The following is an 18,807-nucleotide window of genomic DNA, read 5'->3' as shown; positions in this document are numbered from 1 at the left end:
CCCTATAAATTTACAGGCCTTTTCAATAAATAATTAAAAACAGAAAACAGCTTAATGAAACACCTTTACTGTACTGTGCTTATACTTGGACTATCACTCATTACTGCAAAAGCACAGGAAGCACAACAAGCCCCGATTGACAGTACCCAAAAACTAAAAGAAATTACAGTTACGTTTCAGGCAAAAAAATTTACTCCGGTTACTTTCCTGGAACTATCAAAAGAAGAAATCACAGCGAAAAGTGTTGGCCAGGAGCCAGCCTTCATTCTGGCAGAAACGCCATCTGTTACTGCTTACTCTGATGCAGGTAACATGCAGGGCTATTCCTATTTTAGAATGCGTGGCATTGACCAGACCAGGTTAAATATGACATTAGACGGTATGCCACTGAACGAACCGGAAGACCAAGGCGCTTATTTCTCAAACTATCCGGATATACTGAGCTCTATGAGCACCCTGCAGGTACAACGGGGTGTCGGAACTACTAAAAATGGTAATGCGAGTTATGGCGGAAGTGTAGAGCTTAGTTCACCTAACCTGAACGCTCCCAAATCCTTCTCTGTAAGTTCTGGCTATGGCTCATTTAACTCGTTCAGGTTAAATGCAGAATATAATCACGGGCTGCAGCACAATAAAGGCTTGTATGTAAGAGTCTCTCACCAGCAGTCAGATGGATATAAGCACCGCTCAGCCAATAACGCCCAGTCTGTTTTTATCAGCAGCGGACTGTACGATAAAAAAGCGAACTGGAAGCTGAACGCGATGGCAGGCAACCAGCGCAACCAAATGGCATGGCTAGGAGTTTCAGAGCAGGAAATAGCGCAAGACCCTAGAACAAATGCGAATGCCGAAGAAGACGATCGGTTTACACAGGCCTTCTTACAACTGCAAAACAATCTTATACTTAGCGAAAGACAAACTCTGAGTTCAGCTGTCTATTTTACTTTTCTGGATGGTAATTACGATTTTGACTATAACAATTTCTTAGGGCAACCCTCTACAGACGAAATGTATAACTATGCTTTTCGTTCCAATTTTGCAGGCTTTTATAGTAACTATACAGTAGATTATGAAAACTTCATCTGGACTTCCGGCATCCATACCAACCTATATAACAGAAGACACACAGGAAGTGAACGTAGTATGGGCCAACTGTATCAAAACACTGGGTACAAAAATGAGTTTAGCATTTTTAGTAAGGGAGAATATACACTGAACAAATTGCTGTTCTATGCTGACCTGCAGTATAGGGCTTCCAGCTTTGACTACCTTGGCTCCACTAAGTTCGATAAATTAACCTGGCAGTTCCTAAATCCCAAAGCAGGTATCAGCTATGCGGTAAACCCTAATACGGTTGCGTATTATAGCATTGGCATGACGGGCAGAGAACCAACTAGAAATGATATTTTTGGTGGCGCAGATGATCTGCCTGCTGATGAATCTGGTGAAGCTATTCTGGCCAGTACTTCTCCTGAATATGTAGTAGACCAGGAATTAGGCATCAGGCATTCCACCGATAAGGTAAAACTGAGTGCGAACCTGTTTTACATGGATTTTAAAGACGAGATCATCTTAAATGGCAACTATGGTCCAAATGGATTAGCGCTGACAAGTAAGGTCGACAACAGCATCAGAGCAGGGATAGAGCTTGCCGGAAGCTATTCACTTACAGATAAGATCAACACCTCGCATACTTCATCCTTTACCCATAGCCGTATAAAAGAACAAGGGATTACGTTCCACCCGCTTTTAACCCCAGCAGTGATTCTCAACCAGGAAATAGCTTATACTACGGCTCGCTTTTCCACTGGCCTTGGAGCAAGGTATCAGAGTAAATCCTACATCGACTTTGCTAATTCCGCTGTAGTAGAAGATTACATCCTGCTAAATGCCCGGGCAAGTATGAAACTCAACAAGTGGGAAATATCTCTTCACCTGAACAACCTTACCAATACTAGGTACTATAACAATGGCTACGTAGATTATGATGGCACAAAAAAACTGTTTGTGCAGGCTCCAACCAATATCTTTGTGGCAGTTAAATTCAGCCTGTAACCCACTGATAAATTGGTTATGGTAAAAGCATTCGTTTTTGGTAAGTTCTTACCCTTTCACAAAGGCCATCAGGCCATGATAGACTTTGCCCTGACGCACTGTGATATATTGACAGTGCTTGTGTGTTGCAGCGATAAGGAAACCATACCTTCAGAGGTCAGAGAGAAATGGATCATAGACACTTACAAGCAAAACAGTAAAGTCTCTGTAGTGGCTTACAATTATAGAGAAGAAGATCTTCCAAATACTTCTGAATCCTCACAGGATGTATCCGAGATCTGGTCCCAGATATTCAAAGAATTACTCCCCGATTATACGCTACTTATTACATCTGAACCTTATGGCAATTATGTAGCATCTTACATGGGTATTCGCCACCTATCATTTGACCACAGCAGAACAAACTATCCTGTTTCGGCTACAGCCATTCGCAACAACTTATTTGACAATTGGAGTTACTTGCCCCTTGCCGTAAAGCCCTACTTTCTCATAAAGATCGTTATACTTGGTACTGAGTCTACTGGTAAAACCACGCTTACAGAAAAACTTGCAGCATACTTTGCTGCAGCCAAAGTGTTGGAAACAGCACGTGATATTATAAAGGATTCCAAAGCATTCAAGTTTGATGATTTGTATACGGTAGCGCAGGAACATGCCAACAAAATTTCTGCCTGTCCGATTGAAGCCTCGCCCCTACTTTTTATAGATACGGATGTGCATATAACAAACTCCTATGCACGCTTTATGTATGGTAAAGAATTAGAACTCTCTCGCGAAACCAAAGAATGTAATAAGGCAACTCTATACCTTTACCTGAACAATGATGTACCACATGTTCAGGACGGTACTAGACTTAGTGAAGTTGATCGTAACCAGTTGGACCAGTCGCATAGGCAGACCTTGCATCATTCTGGAATAAAGTATCATGAAATAAAAGGTGATTGGCAGGAACGGTTTAAGCAGGCTGTAGATGTCATTAAAAGCCAACTGGGCATTCCATTTGACCATCTACAAAGTCTCTAAATAGTCTTTTACAACCGCAAAATCCCTGTGGAAATGGTTCGATAATTCCATCCTTTGGTCTACTAAAAGGGAAAAGTAATCATTCAGATCGCTTTTCCCTTTTACTTTTTCTACCAAAAACCCTTGTATCTGGCTGGAAATGGCAAAAAATCCATTTATCCTCTGGGTTCGATAACCTTCCTATTCACAGTCATAAAACATCATCGCTTGCAGTTGTTTACGCGCTTGCACATTTGCTTTACTCCATGTTTGTGAGACAGTTACCGCTTTTTCTAAGCCCATATTCATGAACTCTTTAGGGTTCGATAACGCTGGCACGCACTTTTCTAACCTTCTGCTGCAGGTCAAGCTTACCCTCCTGCACCAGCGTAATGGGGGCTGTCGCTGCAATAAGCTTGGTATCGGAGGCAAACTGGAAGGGTGTACCATTGGTGTTGGGGATGTTGTATCCGAGGTTGGCTGTGCCGTACGTTTTGCTCAGTACCACTTCCCATAATCAATTATGGCAACAGATACCGCGGAAATATGAAACTTCTGCATCTGGTTCAGCAGAAAGGTAACGATCTATGAAAACTGTGCGCGAGCCGTCACACTGCCAGTGGCCAGCAAGATGACATTAATACATTTTAGGACCATGACTACCACCTTAATTTTTTAAAACATTATACGATAGACTATAAATAATTAAATAATTCTATCACTAATGTCGGAAGTAAATTACAAATCCACAAAGATAGTCACGATTCGCTCCACACATTTGCTCATCAGGCTGGTGCCAACGCCATCGAACAGGGACTGGCTCATGTGGTGGAATACCGACCGCTGCATATCGCGCTCTTCCTCCACATACCCTTCCCTGAACTTGCCCAGCGTGGAGGGGTTGTTGGTCTTCACGATCAGCGTGTTTATAAGCCGGGTGCCCACCTTGAGCAGCAGGCCGGGATTGTCCGGATTGGTTTTGCTAAGGAGCTGGATCTTCAGGTTGTTGTACGGAAAATGCACTTGCCCCGTGGAGGCTGTCCGGGTTGACTCAATCGAGAAAGAGGCTTTGCCGATCTGCCCGCTCTTTACCCGGATAAAGAGCATGTTCTCAAACAGAGGGTTCAAGGCCGTGAAGTCCATCGGGTCCAGCGTGCCCTCGTAGGTATAGCGGTCCTCCGGATGGTCCATCTCAAATTCATAGCGTCCCTGCAGGGTGCTCGCCCCCATCAGCCGGGCCTTCACATTGGCAGTAATAATGCTGTTCAGGCGGATAAGCATCGTGTCGTTCGTGACGTTAAAAATCTCCAGGTGAATATCTTCCAGCAGAAACACGCCCGGCTTAATGGCATTGACGGCGATAACCGGATGCACGAAATCCTTTTTGTTCACTATGATCGTGTCCAGCCGGATATACAGGTCGGCATCGCGCAGCATCTGCTGCAGGGTCGGGGGCCTGCGGTCCGGATCAAGGCCAATGCTGTTGTCGCGGTAGATTTCCACTTGCGGATTACGGATCAGCATTTTGTGCGCGATCAGGTCCTGATTATTGAACAAGGCCCGCAAGCTAACATTCATTAACTCCACGCTGGGCACTTCCAGATTGGTCCGGTCTTGGGCATAGTCAAACTTAGCGGCATACTCCCCCTTACTGAAAAGCGGCCGCAGACGAAGGCTTTCGAGGCGCAGCGAACTCTGCTGCATGGAGGCGGTGATCTCCTGTATCTCCAGTACATACAAACTGTCGGGCAGTTGGTAGGAATAGCCTTGTATCAACACATCGATATCGTCCACATCAAAGATATCCAGCGGGTCGTTTGCCTCCAGCGACACCAACCTGAGCTGATCTATACCCAACGCCACATGGGCCAAGGTATGGCTGGTGCGGATGGTATCGTTTCGGAGAATCTCAAAGTCAAAGGCGCCCTCCGTTACATCGACTCGCCCCACCCGCAAGGTCGACACAAGTTCCTCTATCTGCTCTGCTGCGCCATTGCCTGAGGCGGTGTCCTGCTCGGCCAGTGCGATGCTTTTGGTCGTGGGCACGTCTTGGTCTTGCAGAATGGCCACCTCGGGGCCGGCGAGCAGCACCCTGTCCATGTGGTACTGCCCCGTGGCGTAGGCGTGTATCAGGTTAAAGCCCGTGATGCGCGATCTTTTCGCGGAGATATTGATAAGGTTGTGGCTGGCCAGATCAGGACTGTTGACTTTCAGTCGCTCATTCACCTCCCTATCGGCATTCACCTCCAAAGTGCGGGCAACCAGCTCCTGCTGCCTGCTGGAGTAGTGCAGACTGTCCAGCCGGATAGTATAAAGGCTGTCGGTGGAGCGGTAGGTATAATCCGTTGCCTCTAAGGTCAGCTCCTCCATAGGGAGCGTGTCGTTCAGGTTTTTAAAACTGGTGGGCGTCAGCTCAAATCCGGAGATTGTGGTGGTGGCGTGCTCCAGCTGATGGGTACGCATGACGGGCCTTAGTTTTTCGCTGAAGGTAAAGGAGCCGTCTTCGAGCCGGATGGTGTTCACCGAAATTAAATCCACCATTTTAAAAAGCGCCTTCCCCGCCTCCTGCTGACCTGAGGAAGATTCCGTCACCTCACGGTCGAGCAGCATGGCCACAGCCGGCTGCCGGAGCACAAGCCGGTCCGCCTCCAGCCGCCCCGTATTCATGGCGCTAATCAAATCCAGCCCGGTGATCTGCAGCGAATGTGCCGAGAGGTCGATGAGTTTGCGGCTGGCGTTATTGGTGAGCTTCTGCAAGTAGTTGGCCCGCAGACTCGAGTTCACGTCCAGCGACTTGGCTAAGAACTCCTGCTGCCGGGTGGAATAGCGGAGTCCGCCCAAGGTGAAGGTATAGGTGTTGTCGGGCATCCGGTAGCGGTAGTTCCGGGCCGTTACCAGGAGGTCCTGCAGGGGGATCACCTGATCCGGGTCGAAGACAAAAGCGGAATCCAGTTCCAGACCAATGGCCACCAGCGAGGCATGCTCCAGCTGCTGCAGGCGCTGTATGTTCCTATTGTTGCTGTGCTGCGTGAGGGCGGCATCGCGTATGCGAATCTCCCCTACTTCCAGGCTGCTGACTATACCTGACACCTGCCGGTACAGCGCCTGCAAGTCGGGCCCTGGGTCTGACTTCGGCACGCGCTGGTCGATGCGCACATCGATCACAGGCTGCTCTGCCGCTATACTGCCGATCGTGAGTCTGGACGACCGGATGGCCTCCAGCAAATCCATTTCCTGAAAACGCAGTTGCGGCAGCCGGATGTCGTAGAGCGTATGCTTCGCCATGTTCTGACTTTTCAATGCATCGTTTCTATCCCAGTCGCCGGACAGGTGCAGGGCCTTTGCCTCCAAACTTTTGTCGAGGGTAGACAGCTGCATGCCGGCTGTCTGCAAGGTATAGGGACTGCTGGCCGGCTTATAGGTATAGTTGCCGGTGTTGATGCTTACCACTTCTGCAAAAACTTTTTCCTTGGGTGCAAAGAGCGTAAGGGAGTCGAGCTGCAAGTCCTGCAGATATATGTTTGCCTCGGCCAGCAGGTGAATGGTATCCACCGCAAGGCCATGCTGCTGATAAGTAAAATCACCATTCCGCAGGCGCAGTTCCTTTATACCGATCGCACGCAGGTAAGGCGAGAGCTGAGTATAGCGGTCCTTTAGACTGGAGCTTTCTGTGCTTTCGGGTACGTTCAGGTTTTCGTGCAGCTGCAGGGTGCCGCGCTCCAATAGCAACTCGTCAAGCTGCAAATCCTTTGTTTCCCAAGCAAAGGCTATATCCAGTCCCTGTAAGGCGAGCAGTGGCGCGCTGAACTGGTAAAGGGTACGATGGGCCTGGTCTTTGGGTAGTGCCGCATTGGCCTGCAGGTTTGGTTGCACAGCTATATGCTGCGCTTTCAGTTCCTGCTGCCCCGAAGCGTAGGTAAATCGCCCGACCCAGATGTTATACACGCTATCGGGTGCACGGTAGGTATAGCGCCGGATGTCGAGGTCAAGGGCATCCGCCTGAAACATCTGACTGATAGCCTCCTGCGTCTGCAGGTCCAGTTGCAGACCCTCTACCTGCAGCGACAGTTGCGGGATATCGTGTTGCGGCATCCCCTGCTCCCCCAGCAGCTGGTAACGGTAGCTGGCATCCTCCAGATCAAGCTCCCGGATGCGCAGCGCTTCCAAGCCGCCACCACCTTTGGAGCCCTGACGACTTTTCTTCGTGACAGCCGCATCGTGCCAGTGCGTGATCTCGGGTTTTTCAGCCACGACCTTTCCCACCGTCAGGCGGTTGTTGAAGATGAGCGCTCGGAGGTTGATGCCCGTGATTTCGAGTTTCGGGCTTTGCAGCTCCAATAGGCTTGGGCTGGCCTGCCCCTTCTCCTTTTGCTGGCGGTGCAAGGCGGTATCCGGGTATAGATGCACGCCATGCAGGGTGACGCCCCAGTTGCTGAAGCTCACATCCAGTTCGTCGAGGTCAAGTTGGTAAAGCCCCTCGGTTTGCTTGGCCACCTGCTTTTTGAGATAACGCTTCGCCAAAGGCTCGGCAAAAAAGAAAAGGACCAACAGCGCCAACAACAGCAAACCAGCCAGACTCACAAGCACGATGCTTGCAATTTTGAAGGCTTTCCGGTCCTTGCCGGGCGTAGCTGGTTCTGACATAAATCGTCGCGGTTCGGGAAAAAGGTGAAAGGCATAAAAAGATGCCAGTGCCTTGTTTTACGGGATGAAGAGTTTTGGGATGTTTTTTGGCTGTGCTGAACCATCTACGCTTATCATTAACTAGATGATTTACATAGTCACAAAAATTTTACAATATTTTAAGTAATCTATACTTTTCATCATAACACGATACAATTTCCCTACCTTACTTTCAGCAAAATTAGATACAAGAAATAGCGAGTGAAAAGGAATATTATAAAGGCTCCTTATTTAAACTTTGAATTTCGGTAACAACTGAGCGTTATCCAGATTTTTGAAATGCTTGATCTCAAGCGAAGGGTAAAGCAAACGTTCCACTTGCGAGAGAATATGTTGCATATGTGCATTTGTACCTTCATCCTTAAAACCTATGATGGTTAAACACTTAACATGAGCCATTTTTAAACCAATAGCTAAATAGTTTATCACCAGGTTAAGGGTATTCTCCCGCATGGATACATCTGCAAATGAAGCATCGACTATGACTGTTGATACTCCATAGTTTTTAACCTTCACCAATAAGGTGTCTATACTTTTCTTTACAGACGAAAAGGTGTGTTCATGGAGGGCGGGTAATGCAAAATAAAAAGCTTCTGTAAGCGGACTCCGCTCTATAGTATTTGTGGATAAAAAAGATGCTGCCATCGGGTAAAGGTGATCGTGAATGTAATGGGCAGCAAAAAGATGGTCTAACCTACTTGATGAATTTCTGCCTGAAATGGATTAATTATAAGACACCTTTACATCAAAACAAGGCAGATAGTTACCATTGTCTTTAAAATGCAAAAAGGTATATATTGATTTCCCTATAAGTCAGATATTTACATTTTTGAAAGTTTCTTTTCACTTATATTGCAGGACAAGCTATTTTAGCGGTTACTTTTTAAATTAATTGAATTAAATATATAGTTCTCATAACCCTGCACTCTCCTTTTGTCGTTACAAAGGAAGCATGTTAGTGCAATTTTAAAGTTTAAACTATGCTTTTTTATAAATCTGAATTTGTTGAGATCTATTATTACCCAGAAGATAAGATGGTGGAAACACGGTGGTTGGGCTTTGCTTCCAGCAGCGGGTATAGAGATGGTCTTGAGCATTATTTGGAAGTAGCCAGAAAGCATGAAATTAAGCTTTGGTTGGGCGACTATCGCTTGGCTCGTGTCGTGCGAATGGATGATCAGGAGTGGGCAGCCAAAGAATGGTTTCCCAAGTTTTTGCCTGTTGCTACTGGTATCGAGAAGATGGCACGGGTGCAATCTGATGATGTATTCAGCCAGATGAGTTCTGATTCGATGAAAGAAAAACTAGACATCAGCGGTCTGCCGTTTCTTTTCAGCGAGTTTAAAAATTATGAGAATGCCCGAGCATGGCTGTTGGAAGTTGAAAGCAACACTTCAGAGCAAACCGAGATGTTTGGCTAATTGATTCTTTAAAAGCATTTGTCATCGCACACCTTTTTTTTATACTGTGCTTATAGTCAACCCGTAAACTGCTTTACGCCAGGAACTCCACCTGCCGGTCCAGTTCTTCATCCATGCCGGCTCGTTTGTAGACATCACTGCCCTGAAAGCCATGCAACTAGACCTTCCCCAGGGAAGCTGCCATTATGCTGATGCTGGTTACACCTGTTATGAGGTGGAAGACCTGCTCAAAGAATGTGACCAGGTCCAGCTGGTCTGCTGTCGCAAGTTCAACAGCAAGCGCAAGGAAGAGCCGCACATGGCTTTTCTAAAAGAGCAGTACCGAAAGCGTATTGAAACAAATTTCTCAGGTATCACCAGCTTCTTTCCTAAAAGGATCCATGCCGTTACACCCCAAGGCTTCATCTTAAAACTGATCCTGTTTTTTTTACTATACCTTAAACCGAATCGTACAACAACTCGCAACTTGAGTTAACTAGGAAACAGGAGCGAATCCGGCTCCTGAGAAGCCTTCTTCAGAAGACCCTCTTTCCATCTCTTGATTACCCTCTTCCAAGCTCCAAAGCAATTCTTCGGCACGTGCAAAGTCCCTAATCACCTTTATTGTTATAAACGCGAGCGGAATACCAATTAGATTCCCAAACATGCTGGCCACAGTAGCGTTTGTCAGCCCTTCCAATGTTTCAGTACTCTGATCAGAACGAAACAGAATATGTCCGAGGAAATTACTAAAAATCCAAAGCGCCCACCATGAACCAAGGTAAGTAGTTTTCAAGGCATAATCCTCCCCAAACTCAGAAAGCATCCTGCTGGTATCCAAATACAGTTCCCGCATAATCTGGTATGGCCGGTAAAGGCACAAAATAGGCACAAACCAACTACCTGCTGCCCACCCGTCCGAGAAGGAATTTGCTCCCGTACGCTGCTGCAGGTTATAATAGGCTCTTCTAAACCAAAGCACAAAGGCTAAACCAGATCCTGCAAATAGTAAGAAATAAATACCTGCTACAAGCTGCTCCCTGGCATCATTAGCAGCTGCCGCTTCTTCTGAAAAAATACCCAAGGCTGCATCTTGAAGCAAGTTATACTGCAAATAGCTAGAGCAAAAGGCTAGTATTTCTGCAGCCAGCACACACCATATCAAGGCAACGGCCATTTTGGCACGCTGCCCGTTTGGTTTGGTTGAAGTCATGTTTGTTGAAGATGTAATTAAAACAAGCAGGCCTTTACTTTATGTCGTAGCTTAGCAGCGGCCTGGATTCCATACCTACAAATTCGGATAAGATAAGCCCTACCCCTTTGGCGTAATAGTAATTTGTTGTAATGGGATCCATTACTTCATAGCCCATGTAGGTATAAGAAGAGACCATTTCCACATGAATCACATCTTTATAAGAATTTCCTTCTACCGTTTTGGCTAAGCCTTTTGCTTTGATGGCGAACGCCATCTTGGTATTTATACTATTTACCACCATAGCTACTTCCCACGTGCCGCCCACTGGCAACTGTTCCTTTAGCATCGGAATGGCAACATCAGGAAAATTAGGCAAATAATTCACTGCAGAATACACCCCGTTTTCTTTGTGGATATACGAAGCGTTTACTTGTGTCCCAACCCGTGCTTCAATCCTGGTGTAGGTTTTACCGTCAATGACTTTGGTTTCCCCCGTAGCAATGCAGGTATAGGGCGTGTTACCGCCATAATTCCAGGTGCTGCCTTTGGTAGTAGGAAGATAGTCTTCGGCAGTATTCGAAGTCGGTTGTACGTCATCGTCTTTATCGCCGCAGGAAATTAGGGTACCCAGACACAGGCACCAGATTAGCAAGTAATTAAGTTTGTTCATGTTAGTGTAGTTAGTTGAGCTCTAAAGTTAATATAAAAGAGTATATAACAAAAGATGAATATACTATTTATACTATACTATTTAAGCCTCTCTAACCGGACGTTTGTTATTTACATCCACCCTTAGCAACTTACAACTTCTAGTTTCGACAACTGTTCTTTTAATTAATTTTACCAGAATTCAAGGTAGGACAATGCAAACTGCTTAATGTCTTTTAACGATCACGTTTCACCAAGCAAGTTCTTGTTCGGTTATCAAGTACATGTGTAAGGTCCAGGGGCAGTGCAGAGATTGGATTAAATGTAATGTCCCCATTAAAAAAGACCAGCTATAACTGGTCTTTTTTAATGGGGTAGAGAAGAATTATTTATTCAATTTAACTAGCTTCATCTCTAACTTCGAGGCTTCTACTTCGTTGTTGAGTACCAGTACATAGCCTGGTTTGGCTGGATACACATAAGAGCGTATTCCTTTTGCCAATGTCATCTTCATTTTATCTGTTACAGGAGCAGCTTCTCCAGAATAGATGATGTTAACCAACGTCTTCTCGTCTACCTTGCTGTTCTTTACATCTCTATAGTTAAGATAAGCCGTATTAAAGCTGATTTGATCTTTCTCTAATTGTGTGAACTGATAGTCAAAGCCTCCTGTCATATTGATTACATGTCCGATCAAACCGGCACCATAAAAACCTGATCCTGGGATAAGGGGCCAGTCTGTCTGGTCCTTTTCAAAAAAGCTAACTTTATCGATTTTATGATCAGCATTCAGGGAATAGATCATCATGTTGCCGATCACTCCTTTTGCAGTACTGGTACCGCCGCCCATGACAGCAAGCGCGATGCCCACACCATCTGCTTTTACCTTGTATTGTTCTGCTACGATGTGCTGCTTTCCATCCGCGCTTCTGATGATTTTGTGTACAAAGTTGACAAACCCTTCCTCTATGCTTTTCTTCGCCGCTGCGGGCAGCAATGGGTTAATGTCTTTGCTCCAGCTATAAAACTGCTTTCCTTTTTCTTTACCGTCCGTACCTACTCGCTTCACATAGAAGCCCTGACTCTTGTTTATCAAAGGTTTGTCATCTAAAGCATAATACTCTCCCATGGCCACAAACTCTTTGTTAACTTCATCAAAAGTAAAAGAGCTAAGCGATAGTTGTTCCTTGCTATCATTTTCAATGGCTATGTCAAACAGGGTCTTGCCTGTTTTTATATCAATGGCAATCATGGAAAAAGAGAACTTTTTAGACATCATGTTGGGTCTGCGGGCAAGGGTAGCCAACACATAGTTGTTGGTTACTTCATTGATCAGGACAGATTCATACTCCTTAGACTTTTCATCCGACTTACTGGTCCATAATAAGTTGAGTTTATTGTCTAACATTTCAAGCGAATAACCTTTCATCATGCCCGTAAACCCGTTCTTGATAAACCCTTTTCCCGGCACAGCATAGATGTTCAATCCTCCCATCGCTTTATTCTCTCCATTACCTGGCATCTGGATTTCCTGGCCTGCCATCTGCATGTCTGCCTTTGAAATATCTTCAAAGCGTTTTGAAGCTATTTTTGTAAGTGATTTGTCAAAAACGTCTAACTCAAGGCTTCTTGATTTTGCGTTATAGAAATAGAAACTGAAAGCCTCCCCGTTGTAGGCGCTTCTGATCAGATGTGTGAAATGCCGCTCTTTGGGAATCAGCACTGTTTTTACTTTCTGCAGGTTCTGGTCATAGAAGTCGAGCCCAAAGTTGTCGTTTTTCTTATCGGCTTTATCTGCCCGATAAAACATGGTGTAGCCTTTTACTTCGCTCCCATCATAAATAGGTGTCAAGGCTTTTTTACTAAAACTTTTAAACCCGGTCAGGGTTTGGGTTTGTCCATAGCTTGCAAGAGTACTTAGTACAAAGAAGCAGGTTAATAAAAGGTGTAAAGATTTCTTCATAAAAAATGATTAAGTTGAAAATGCGATTAAGGTTGTTCAGGAAAAATAGCAGCCTGCAGCCTGCCTAGCTTGAAGCGGGAAGTGTAGGCATTCTTTGCCTCTGCCGCTGCGCTAACATCGTCCTGCAACCTCGCCAGGGCATAGCGTGCGGCCAAGGTGTATTCATCTGTGGCTGAACGAAGCGGAGCAGCTTCATGAAAGCACTGACTTAAGTTTTTGTATGCTGAGGTTTCAAGAGACCCAAACAGCCGAATTAGCTGGTTGAAACTTTCAGGCTGTCTTGGAGACTCCACCGATAGGATTTCGGAGAAGGTATGTGCTTTTAAGTGTTGCTGCATCGCATATAGACTCAGCATCACTATTCCTCTCAGGTAATTACTTTCCGGGTGCTGCTGCAGCTGCAGCAGCGCTTTGTAGGCAGCATAGTCATAATTTTGGGCATCAAACCAGCTTTGAAGGGCTTCTCTTTGGCATATGGCTTTCACCTTGTTATCACCTTCTGCTTCAATAGCTGCCCCAGTAGCAGGCATGCTTCGCTCGAGTTCCGCAATAAAGCGCAAGCGTTTGTCTATATCGGGATGCGTCTGCAAGGTGTCATTGTTAGCAGCAAAAGGAGATTCATCAGACACAGCACCAAAGATCGACGTCTCTGTGCCTGACTTTATATACCCATCAAGGGTAAAGCTTGGGCACCCAAAGAACGCGTTTAAGTTTAGGTGTGGTACCGCTGCTGGATCATCTACACGAGCTAAAATTTTTAAAGCGGTAGCAGCTTGGCTAGGATCATAGTTCGTTTTGGTAAACAACAGGAAGCCCACTGAGTCTGCCTGCTTTTCTAAAGAACGCTTGTGATATAGATGACTCAGGGATTTTTCTTCAAAAAAGGTAGCTATCTTAGCTGACCTGTTATACTTTTCGCGTGCTAGCTGACTATACTGTTTTTTAAACGCTTTACTATGCACAGTCTCCAGATATTCTACTATACCCTGCTCCATATGCTTTAGCTTAACATGAGCAAGTTCATGGCAAAGGATAAAAGCTATCTGGCTTTCATTCTCCAATTCAGCCAGCAAGCCGATGTTGAAAAAGATCGTCCCATCGGCCAGGGCATAGGCATTCTCTATTGGGCTTTTGGTGAGGATAAGGGTAGCTTTTCCTACCATCTCTTTATTGGCATGCAGTACCTTTTTAAAGATTCCCTGCAGATAGGGAGCTATAATAGTATCCAGTATGGCCTGCTGTCGAACAATTTGATAGCTGTTTTTTGCACTGCTTTCTACAATTTCTAAAAAATCCTTCCTATAGGCAGCACTTGCATTCGGCGGCACTGTCAGCCGTTGCCGCATGGTTTGGGCATGTGTTAAGGCAAGGGAATGCACCTGGGTAGTGTCAGCAGAATAGTACGGTAAATATTCCTGCTTCTGTGCCAGGCAAGGTGAGGCTGTCAGCAAGAAGAAGCAGCAACACAGAAAGAAACTACTAATTGTAGTTCGACAAGGGGCTAATAGCATTTGAGTTTGTTTTCGGGCAGGACAAAGTAATAAAAAAAATGAGTATATGCCTTACTTTAAGGTTAATAAGTATAAATTTTTCCCTATACTTCTAAAAACCTGATGCTGAAAGCCCGGGTAAAGCGGTCTCAAGCACCTTTTGGTCATATACCAAGCTACATTCTTTCCTATTCAAGCTTGCTGAATCATACCTTAAAAGTACAAAAGCTTTAACCTACTACACCCTACGCCCCGTGTTAAGCTATTATAAACTAAGGCATGTTTGGTACATTTTTTACAAGGAAAACAATGTACAGGTCTAAGTAAACAGTGGCCTTAGTGCTATTGATTCAACCCAATGTACATCACTAAAAACTTGTTCAGTTACTAATTCGTGGAATACCTTATCGATTAATTCAATATGTTTTCTTCTAGGGTGTGTTATGGTTCCAATGCAAGCTTCAACAAGAGCATATTCAGATTCATTTTGTCGCTATCCTTATGGCTGTAAACTGGTGACGCTGATGTTGTTATTTCCACGGGTATAATTAGCACACCATTAAAGCTAATACTTCGTTTAGGTTGTGTACCAGGTATATCATGTATGAAACTCTGTGCCTTATTGAACACGGTTCTTCTTTCAGCTTTTCCTACGCTATTGGCGTGTTTTCATGCTGGGATAATTCACGAAACTATTTCCATAATATAAAACTGTTAATGCGATGGTTAAACTTGGTATCAGCCCTTTGATAAAAGCGGCTGGAAAACCTACCACAACGGTGGCCAGCAGGATATAGCCCAAAAAACCACTCCCAAATTGCAGCACCCGTTTGGTTGGGGAAAAATCCTGCGTGAAAGCAACCACCAGCAATGGCATAAAAATGCTCAGACAGTAAGCTCCTACTCTGCTATTCAAGTTGGCAGCTGTATCTAGGGTTAAGAAGCCAAAGATTGCCATCATCGCCGAGTTAAGTACTCCCACGAAGAGACCATTGAGCATCAGAGAACCCCACTTGTTTTCTTTCTTGGATGGGTGTTTTGTTTGCACATCCGCCATATCAAGTTGCAGCACCTCACATAAACTACTCAAAGTACTTCCACGGGGCGTGTTTTCACTGTTCTCTATCCGCTGAATAGTTCTTAAGTTCACGTTAGAAAGCTCCGCCAGCTCCTCTTGTGTAAGCCCTTTCGCTTTTCTGCTTTCACAGATCTTTTGTCCGATTGAATTCATCTTTTGATGGATTAGTTTCGCTTAAAAGTAACACCTTATTTTCCTAATGCTAACGTCTTGCCTACGGCATTTGCTGACATGTTTCATTTGTCATCGTTTGCCATAACATACAATGAGGTGATAGAAGGCGCTACAACCCGCTGGTGCATTTAAAGCTTAGCAAGGGTTGGGGCTGCACGCGGTTAGGCTAACTTATTCTTTCTTTTTCCAGTTAAGCTGGTACCCCACCCCAAATCGGATGGTGTTGTTCTTGGAATTAAACGCATAGCTTTTACCCCACACTTGTATAGGATTGGTAGCAGTTCTAGCCAGATCATACTGCCATCTTGCCTCCAGTCTTAATCGCCAGATGGTAGCCCCCGCACCCAAAGCATACTTCCAGACGACAGGCTTAATGGAAGACCTTATAGCGGGCAGTACATCAGATACCCCTTGTCCAGCATCAGGATAGTAAAAATAGGGATCTCCTTTTCTGGAGAGTCGGAAATTGGGGATGATGCCAGCAGAAAGGAAAACACGTCCAATTGGTAAGGGAAGCTTTGCCTCTACTAGCAGCGGCACTTCAATAGAACGATGTGATACAGAGCCAGCCTTCATAAGTGGACAAAAGGCACATTCTTTTTTGGCATTATACACAAGAAAACTGGTGCCAGCATTGTAGTAGTTTATACCAGAGGTGAAGGTAAGAAGCTGGTTAAGCTCATAAGAGATATACCCTCCATAGTAGGGTTGACGATCATTATCCCCTTGTAAAGTAACCTGTACTGAATCCAGCAGAACAGTGCCTGTCGGGTTGTCGAAAATCAGCCCTGTCGTTAACCCATAAGAGATTTTTTGGGCGACAGCAGTAGATGAGCAAAAGAGGAAGCAAATAAAAAGGGTAAGTCTTATTTTCATAAAGTGAAATAAAGGTGGGGCTTAAAATTTTGCCCAACGGACTTGACTATAAGATGGCATAGCTAACTTATAGTTCTTGTTAGGCTTGTGTTGTTCTTTTTTCTTCTAATCATGAAAGGTATTTCACCTGTTTAACAGAATATCCCTATCACCAGAGTAGTATCTCCACTTATATTTTTTACCCTGCGAGTGCTTGCTGTAGTAAGTTAATTTATTTCTATCAACCACATATTTTTGAACAACCGTTAAGCCATCGTCATTGGGCGAGTGGGTTAGAATCAAAGTATCTTGTTTAATCTGCCGCTTACCTACACTAATCTCTGTATTAACTATCTCTTCTCTACCTAACTTCCTTCTCAGCAATTGTGTCGTTTGCTCAAATATAGAGTCTGATTTGCAAATTCTTATTATGTCTTGGATATGGCTGTAACCAAAATCTTTCTTTTTTTCAACACTTCTGTATTCAACACAGTTATTGCCTATTGATGACAGACTAAAGAGTAGAGCAGAGAGTATTATTATAAAATTTATCACGTTCATTTTTAATTGCAATACAGCCTAACTATAGGATAAACATCAACATACGCTTATTAGCATTATATGCGTAATTGCAGCAGTAGCTAGTAAAGATTAATCTTAACCCTAGTAATTTCAACAACTGAAAGTAATTGTTAAATTAAAAATTTTAACATCTTAGGCGTTTACAGTTTTACTTGTAATGTTCATAAAATTTGTTGCTGAACATCTCCTTCGGGTCGTATTTCCTTTTCAATTCAAAGAATGCATCAGTTTGCGGATACGCCTTTCTCATTGTTTCTTTATCAATGTGCAGGCGATAAGGAAGGTAAAAGGTACCATCGTTTCTGATTGCCACATCAACCAACCGCTTGGTTAAAATTCCCATAGCATCTTCTTGCTCTTTAGTCTTCTTCTGATTGAAAAGCAAGACAAAGCCAAATACATTCTCTCGTGCATAGTTCATGTAGCTGTCATTATCTTTATGCACACCCCGGATGGTGATATTCAGCAAGTCAAGTTTTGATGTGTTCAGGATAGGTTTAATCTCGTTTATAAATTGCTTGAAATTCCTTTCCGGGATAAAGTATTCATGCAACAGATCAGTAGAGCTTGTATCCTTGTTCTCAATTAATGAAACGTGATCATTTAACAGCTCATTTCGGGAGTACACATTGTTTTTAGAGACTTTGTTCATGCCAGTTTCTAAGTCCCAACGCAATCGCTTCCCGTATTCGCTACTGACACTACTTCTGAAAACCAAGCGTTTACTTTCTGTATTTTTCTCATGTTGCTGCTGAATAGGCAGTGGTGTTGCGTTTACTTTTTCGAAAAAGTTAAGGGTTGCTTCTTCTAAAAATTGCTTATCAGAAATGCGTAAACGACCGAAAACCAAATCTACATTTGGATTAGCAGAAACAAACTTCTTATAATGCTCCACATACTTCTCGGGACTTAATCGGACATACTTGAATTGCAGGGCTGAATTGTCTACTACCTTAAGCTTAACATCTAAAATAATTCCAAAGAGCCCATACCCACCCAACACCAGTCTGAACAACTCTGGATTTTCTGTTCGACTACATCGTAAAATGTCACCTTTATAATTCATTAAAGTAAAGGAAAGTACGCTCGAAGAAATGGGAGGTAAATCCTTTTGCCATCCGTGCCCATTCACGCTGATAGAACCACCTACAGAAAAAGAACTGAAAGCTTGCATGACCGCGATCGACTTACCATAGTTGTCTAAAAACTTAATCGCATCTTCCCAAAGCGCACCCGAACCAATAGTCAGCACATTGTTGATCGTATCCAATGACATATGCTTGTAGGGAAGCATGTTGACTACAATGCCACCAGGATACATGGTATGCCCACCCATACTATGCTGTGCCCCTGCTATTGAAATTTTTAAATCATTTTCATGGGCATACTTTAGAACCTGGCGAAGTTGATTTTCAATGTCTGCTTTTTGGGTTGGGACTTTAATAATAGTGTCAACTTTCGTTAGGTTAAGCTGACTGGCGTCATTAGTATAACCAGTTGAGATTGTTATATTATGTTCAGACTCGTTCCATTTGGTGTTTAACACATGAATGAAAGGAATTGAAATAAAAATCAAGGCAATCAGGATGCCTGAAAGCCAAAAGTATTTCTTCTGCATCTAGTTGAAGGGTGTTTATTAAGTTGTTCAATTTTTAGAGTAATCCCAGTAACCCTTTTAGGTA

14 protein-coding genes and 1 pseudogene are annotated in these 18,807 nt (G+C 44.2%); 4 read left to right on the top strand and 11 right to left on the bottom strand.

Annotation, left to right across the window (positions count from 1 at the left end):
• Positions 1–54 precede the first annotated feature (54 nt).
• Together ABS362_RS16995 and ABS362_RS16990 are read left to right on the top strand one after the other, a co-directional pair.
• Positions 55–2,055: a TonB-dependent receptor gene (locus tag ABS362_RS16995; RefSeq protein WP_350413938.1), complete on the top strand. Its 2,001-nt coding sequence runs from the start codon at positions 55–57 to the stop codon at positions 2,053–2,055.
• An 18-nt stretch (positions 2,056–2,073) separates the two neighbouring features.
• On the top strand, positions 2,074–3,078 hold the full coding sequence (locus ABS362_RS16990; RefSeq protein ID WP_350413937.1) for an AAA family ATPase: 1,005 nt from the start codon (positions 2,074–2,076) through the stop codon (positions 3,076–3,078).
• 295 nt (positions 3,079–3,373) lie between these two features.
• On the opposite strand, the gene ABS362_RS16985 is transcribed toward ABS362_RS16990, so the two are convergent.
• The 3 genes from ABS362_RS16985 to ABS362_RS16975 form a co-directional block, all read right to left on the bottom strand.
• Positions 3,374–3,565, bottom strand: a complete 192-nt coding sequence (locus tag ABS362_RS16985) for a serine hydrolase (RefSeq protein WP_350413935.1) — start codon at positions 3,563–3,565, stop codon at positions 3,374–3,376.
• Between the two features lie 230 nt (positions 3,566–3,795).
• Positions 3,796–7,701 (bottom strand): hypothetical protein, encoded by a 3,906-nt coding sequence (locus ABS362_RS16980; RefSeq protein ID WP_350413934.1) that lies wholly within the window; start codon positions 7,699–7,701, stop codon positions 3,796–3,798.
• Between the two features lie 270 nt (positions 7,702–7,971).
• A complete protein-coding gene (locus tag ABS362_RS16975) occupies positions 7,972–8,385 on the bottom strand; it encodes a hypothetical protein (protein ID WP_350413932.1) in 414 nt (137 codons plus the stop codon).
• A 335-nt stretch (positions 8,386–8,720) separates the two neighbouring features.
• On the opposite strand from ABS362_RS16975, the gene ABS362_RS16970 reads away from it, so the two are divergent.
• Together ABS362_RS16970 and ABS362_RS16965 are read left to right on the top strand one after the other, a co-directional pair.
• Positions 8,721–9,161: a hypothetical protein gene (locus ABS362_RS16970; protein WP_350413931.1), complete on the top strand. Its 441-nt coding sequence runs from the start codon at positions 8,721–8,723 to the stop codon at positions 9,159–9,161.
• A 91-nt stretch (positions 9,162–9,252) separates the two neighbouring features.
• Positions 9,253–9,631 (top strand): annotated as a pseudogene (locus tag ABS362_RS16965) (transposase family protein); the annotation flags it as partial.
• 5 nt (positions 9,632–9,636) lie between these two features.
• Here ABS362_RS16965 and ABS362_RS16960 read toward each other — a convergent pair.
• From ABS362_RS16960 to ABS362_RS16925, 8 genes are all read right to left on the bottom strand, one after another.
• On the bottom strand, positions 9,637–10,353 hold the full coding sequence (locus ABS362_RS16960) for a DUF4328 domain-containing protein (RefSeq protein ID WP_350413928.1): 717 nt from the start codon (positions 10,351–10,353) through the stop codon (positions 9,637–9,639).
• 34 nt (positions 10,354–10,387) lie between these two features.
• Positions 10,388–11,005 carry an immunoglobulin domain-containing protein gene (locus ABS362_RS16955; RefSeq protein ID WP_350413927.1) on the bottom strand — a complete coding sequence of 206 codons (618 nt, stop codon included), beginning with the start codon at positions 11,003–11,005 and terminating at the stop codon, positions 10,388–10,390.
• 363 nt (positions 11,006–11,368) lie between these two features.
• Positions 11,369–12,946: a DUF6770 family protein gene (locus tag ABS362_RS16950; RefSeq protein WP_350413925.1), complete on the bottom strand. Its 1,578-nt coding sequence runs from the start codon at positions 12,944–12,946 to the stop codon at positions 11,369–11,371.
• A 26-nt stretch (positions 12,947–12,972) separates the two neighbouring features.
• On the bottom strand, positions 12,973–14,292 hold the full coding sequence (locus ABS362_RS16945) for a M48 family metallopeptidase (RefSeq protein ID WP_350413924.1): 1,320 nt from the start codon (positions 14,290–14,292) through the stop codon (positions 12,973–12,975).
• Positions 14,293–15,091: 799 nt separating this feature from the next.
• Positions 15,092–15,667: a helix-turn-helix domain-containing protein gene (locus ABS362_RS16940; protein WP_350413922.1), complete on the bottom strand. Its 576-nt coding sequence runs from the start codon at positions 15,665–15,667 to the stop codon at positions 15,092–15,094.
• Between the two features lie 192 nt (positions 15,668–15,859).
• On the bottom strand, positions 15,860–16,564 hold the full coding sequence (locus tag ABS362_RS16935; protein ID WP_350413921.1) for a hypothetical protein: 705 nt from the start codon (positions 16,562–16,564) through the stop codon (positions 15,860–15,862).
• A 123-nt stretch (positions 16,565–16,687) separates the two neighbouring features.
• A complete protein-coding gene (locus tag ABS362_RS16930) occupies positions 16,688–17,104 on the bottom strand; it encodes a hypothetical protein (protein WP_350413919.1) in 417 nt (138 codons plus the stop codon).
• A gap of 169 nt (positions 17,105–17,273) precedes the next feature.
• A complete protein-coding gene (locus tag ABS362_RS16925; RefSeq protein ID WP_350413918.1) occupies positions 17,274–18,743 on the bottom strand; it encodes an FAD-binding oxidoreductase in 1,470 nt (489 codons plus the stop codon).
• Positions 18,744–18,807 lie beyond the last annotated feature (64 nt).

The sequence above is a fragment of the Pontibacter populi genome, from assembly GCF_040278685.1.
Classification (GTDB): domain Bacteria; phylum Bacteroidota; class Bacteroidia; order Cytophagales; family Hymenobacteraceae; genus Pontibacter; species Pontibacter populi.
Note: the sequence above shows the minus strand (reverse complement) of the source record. Positions and strands in the feature narration are given on the sequence as shown.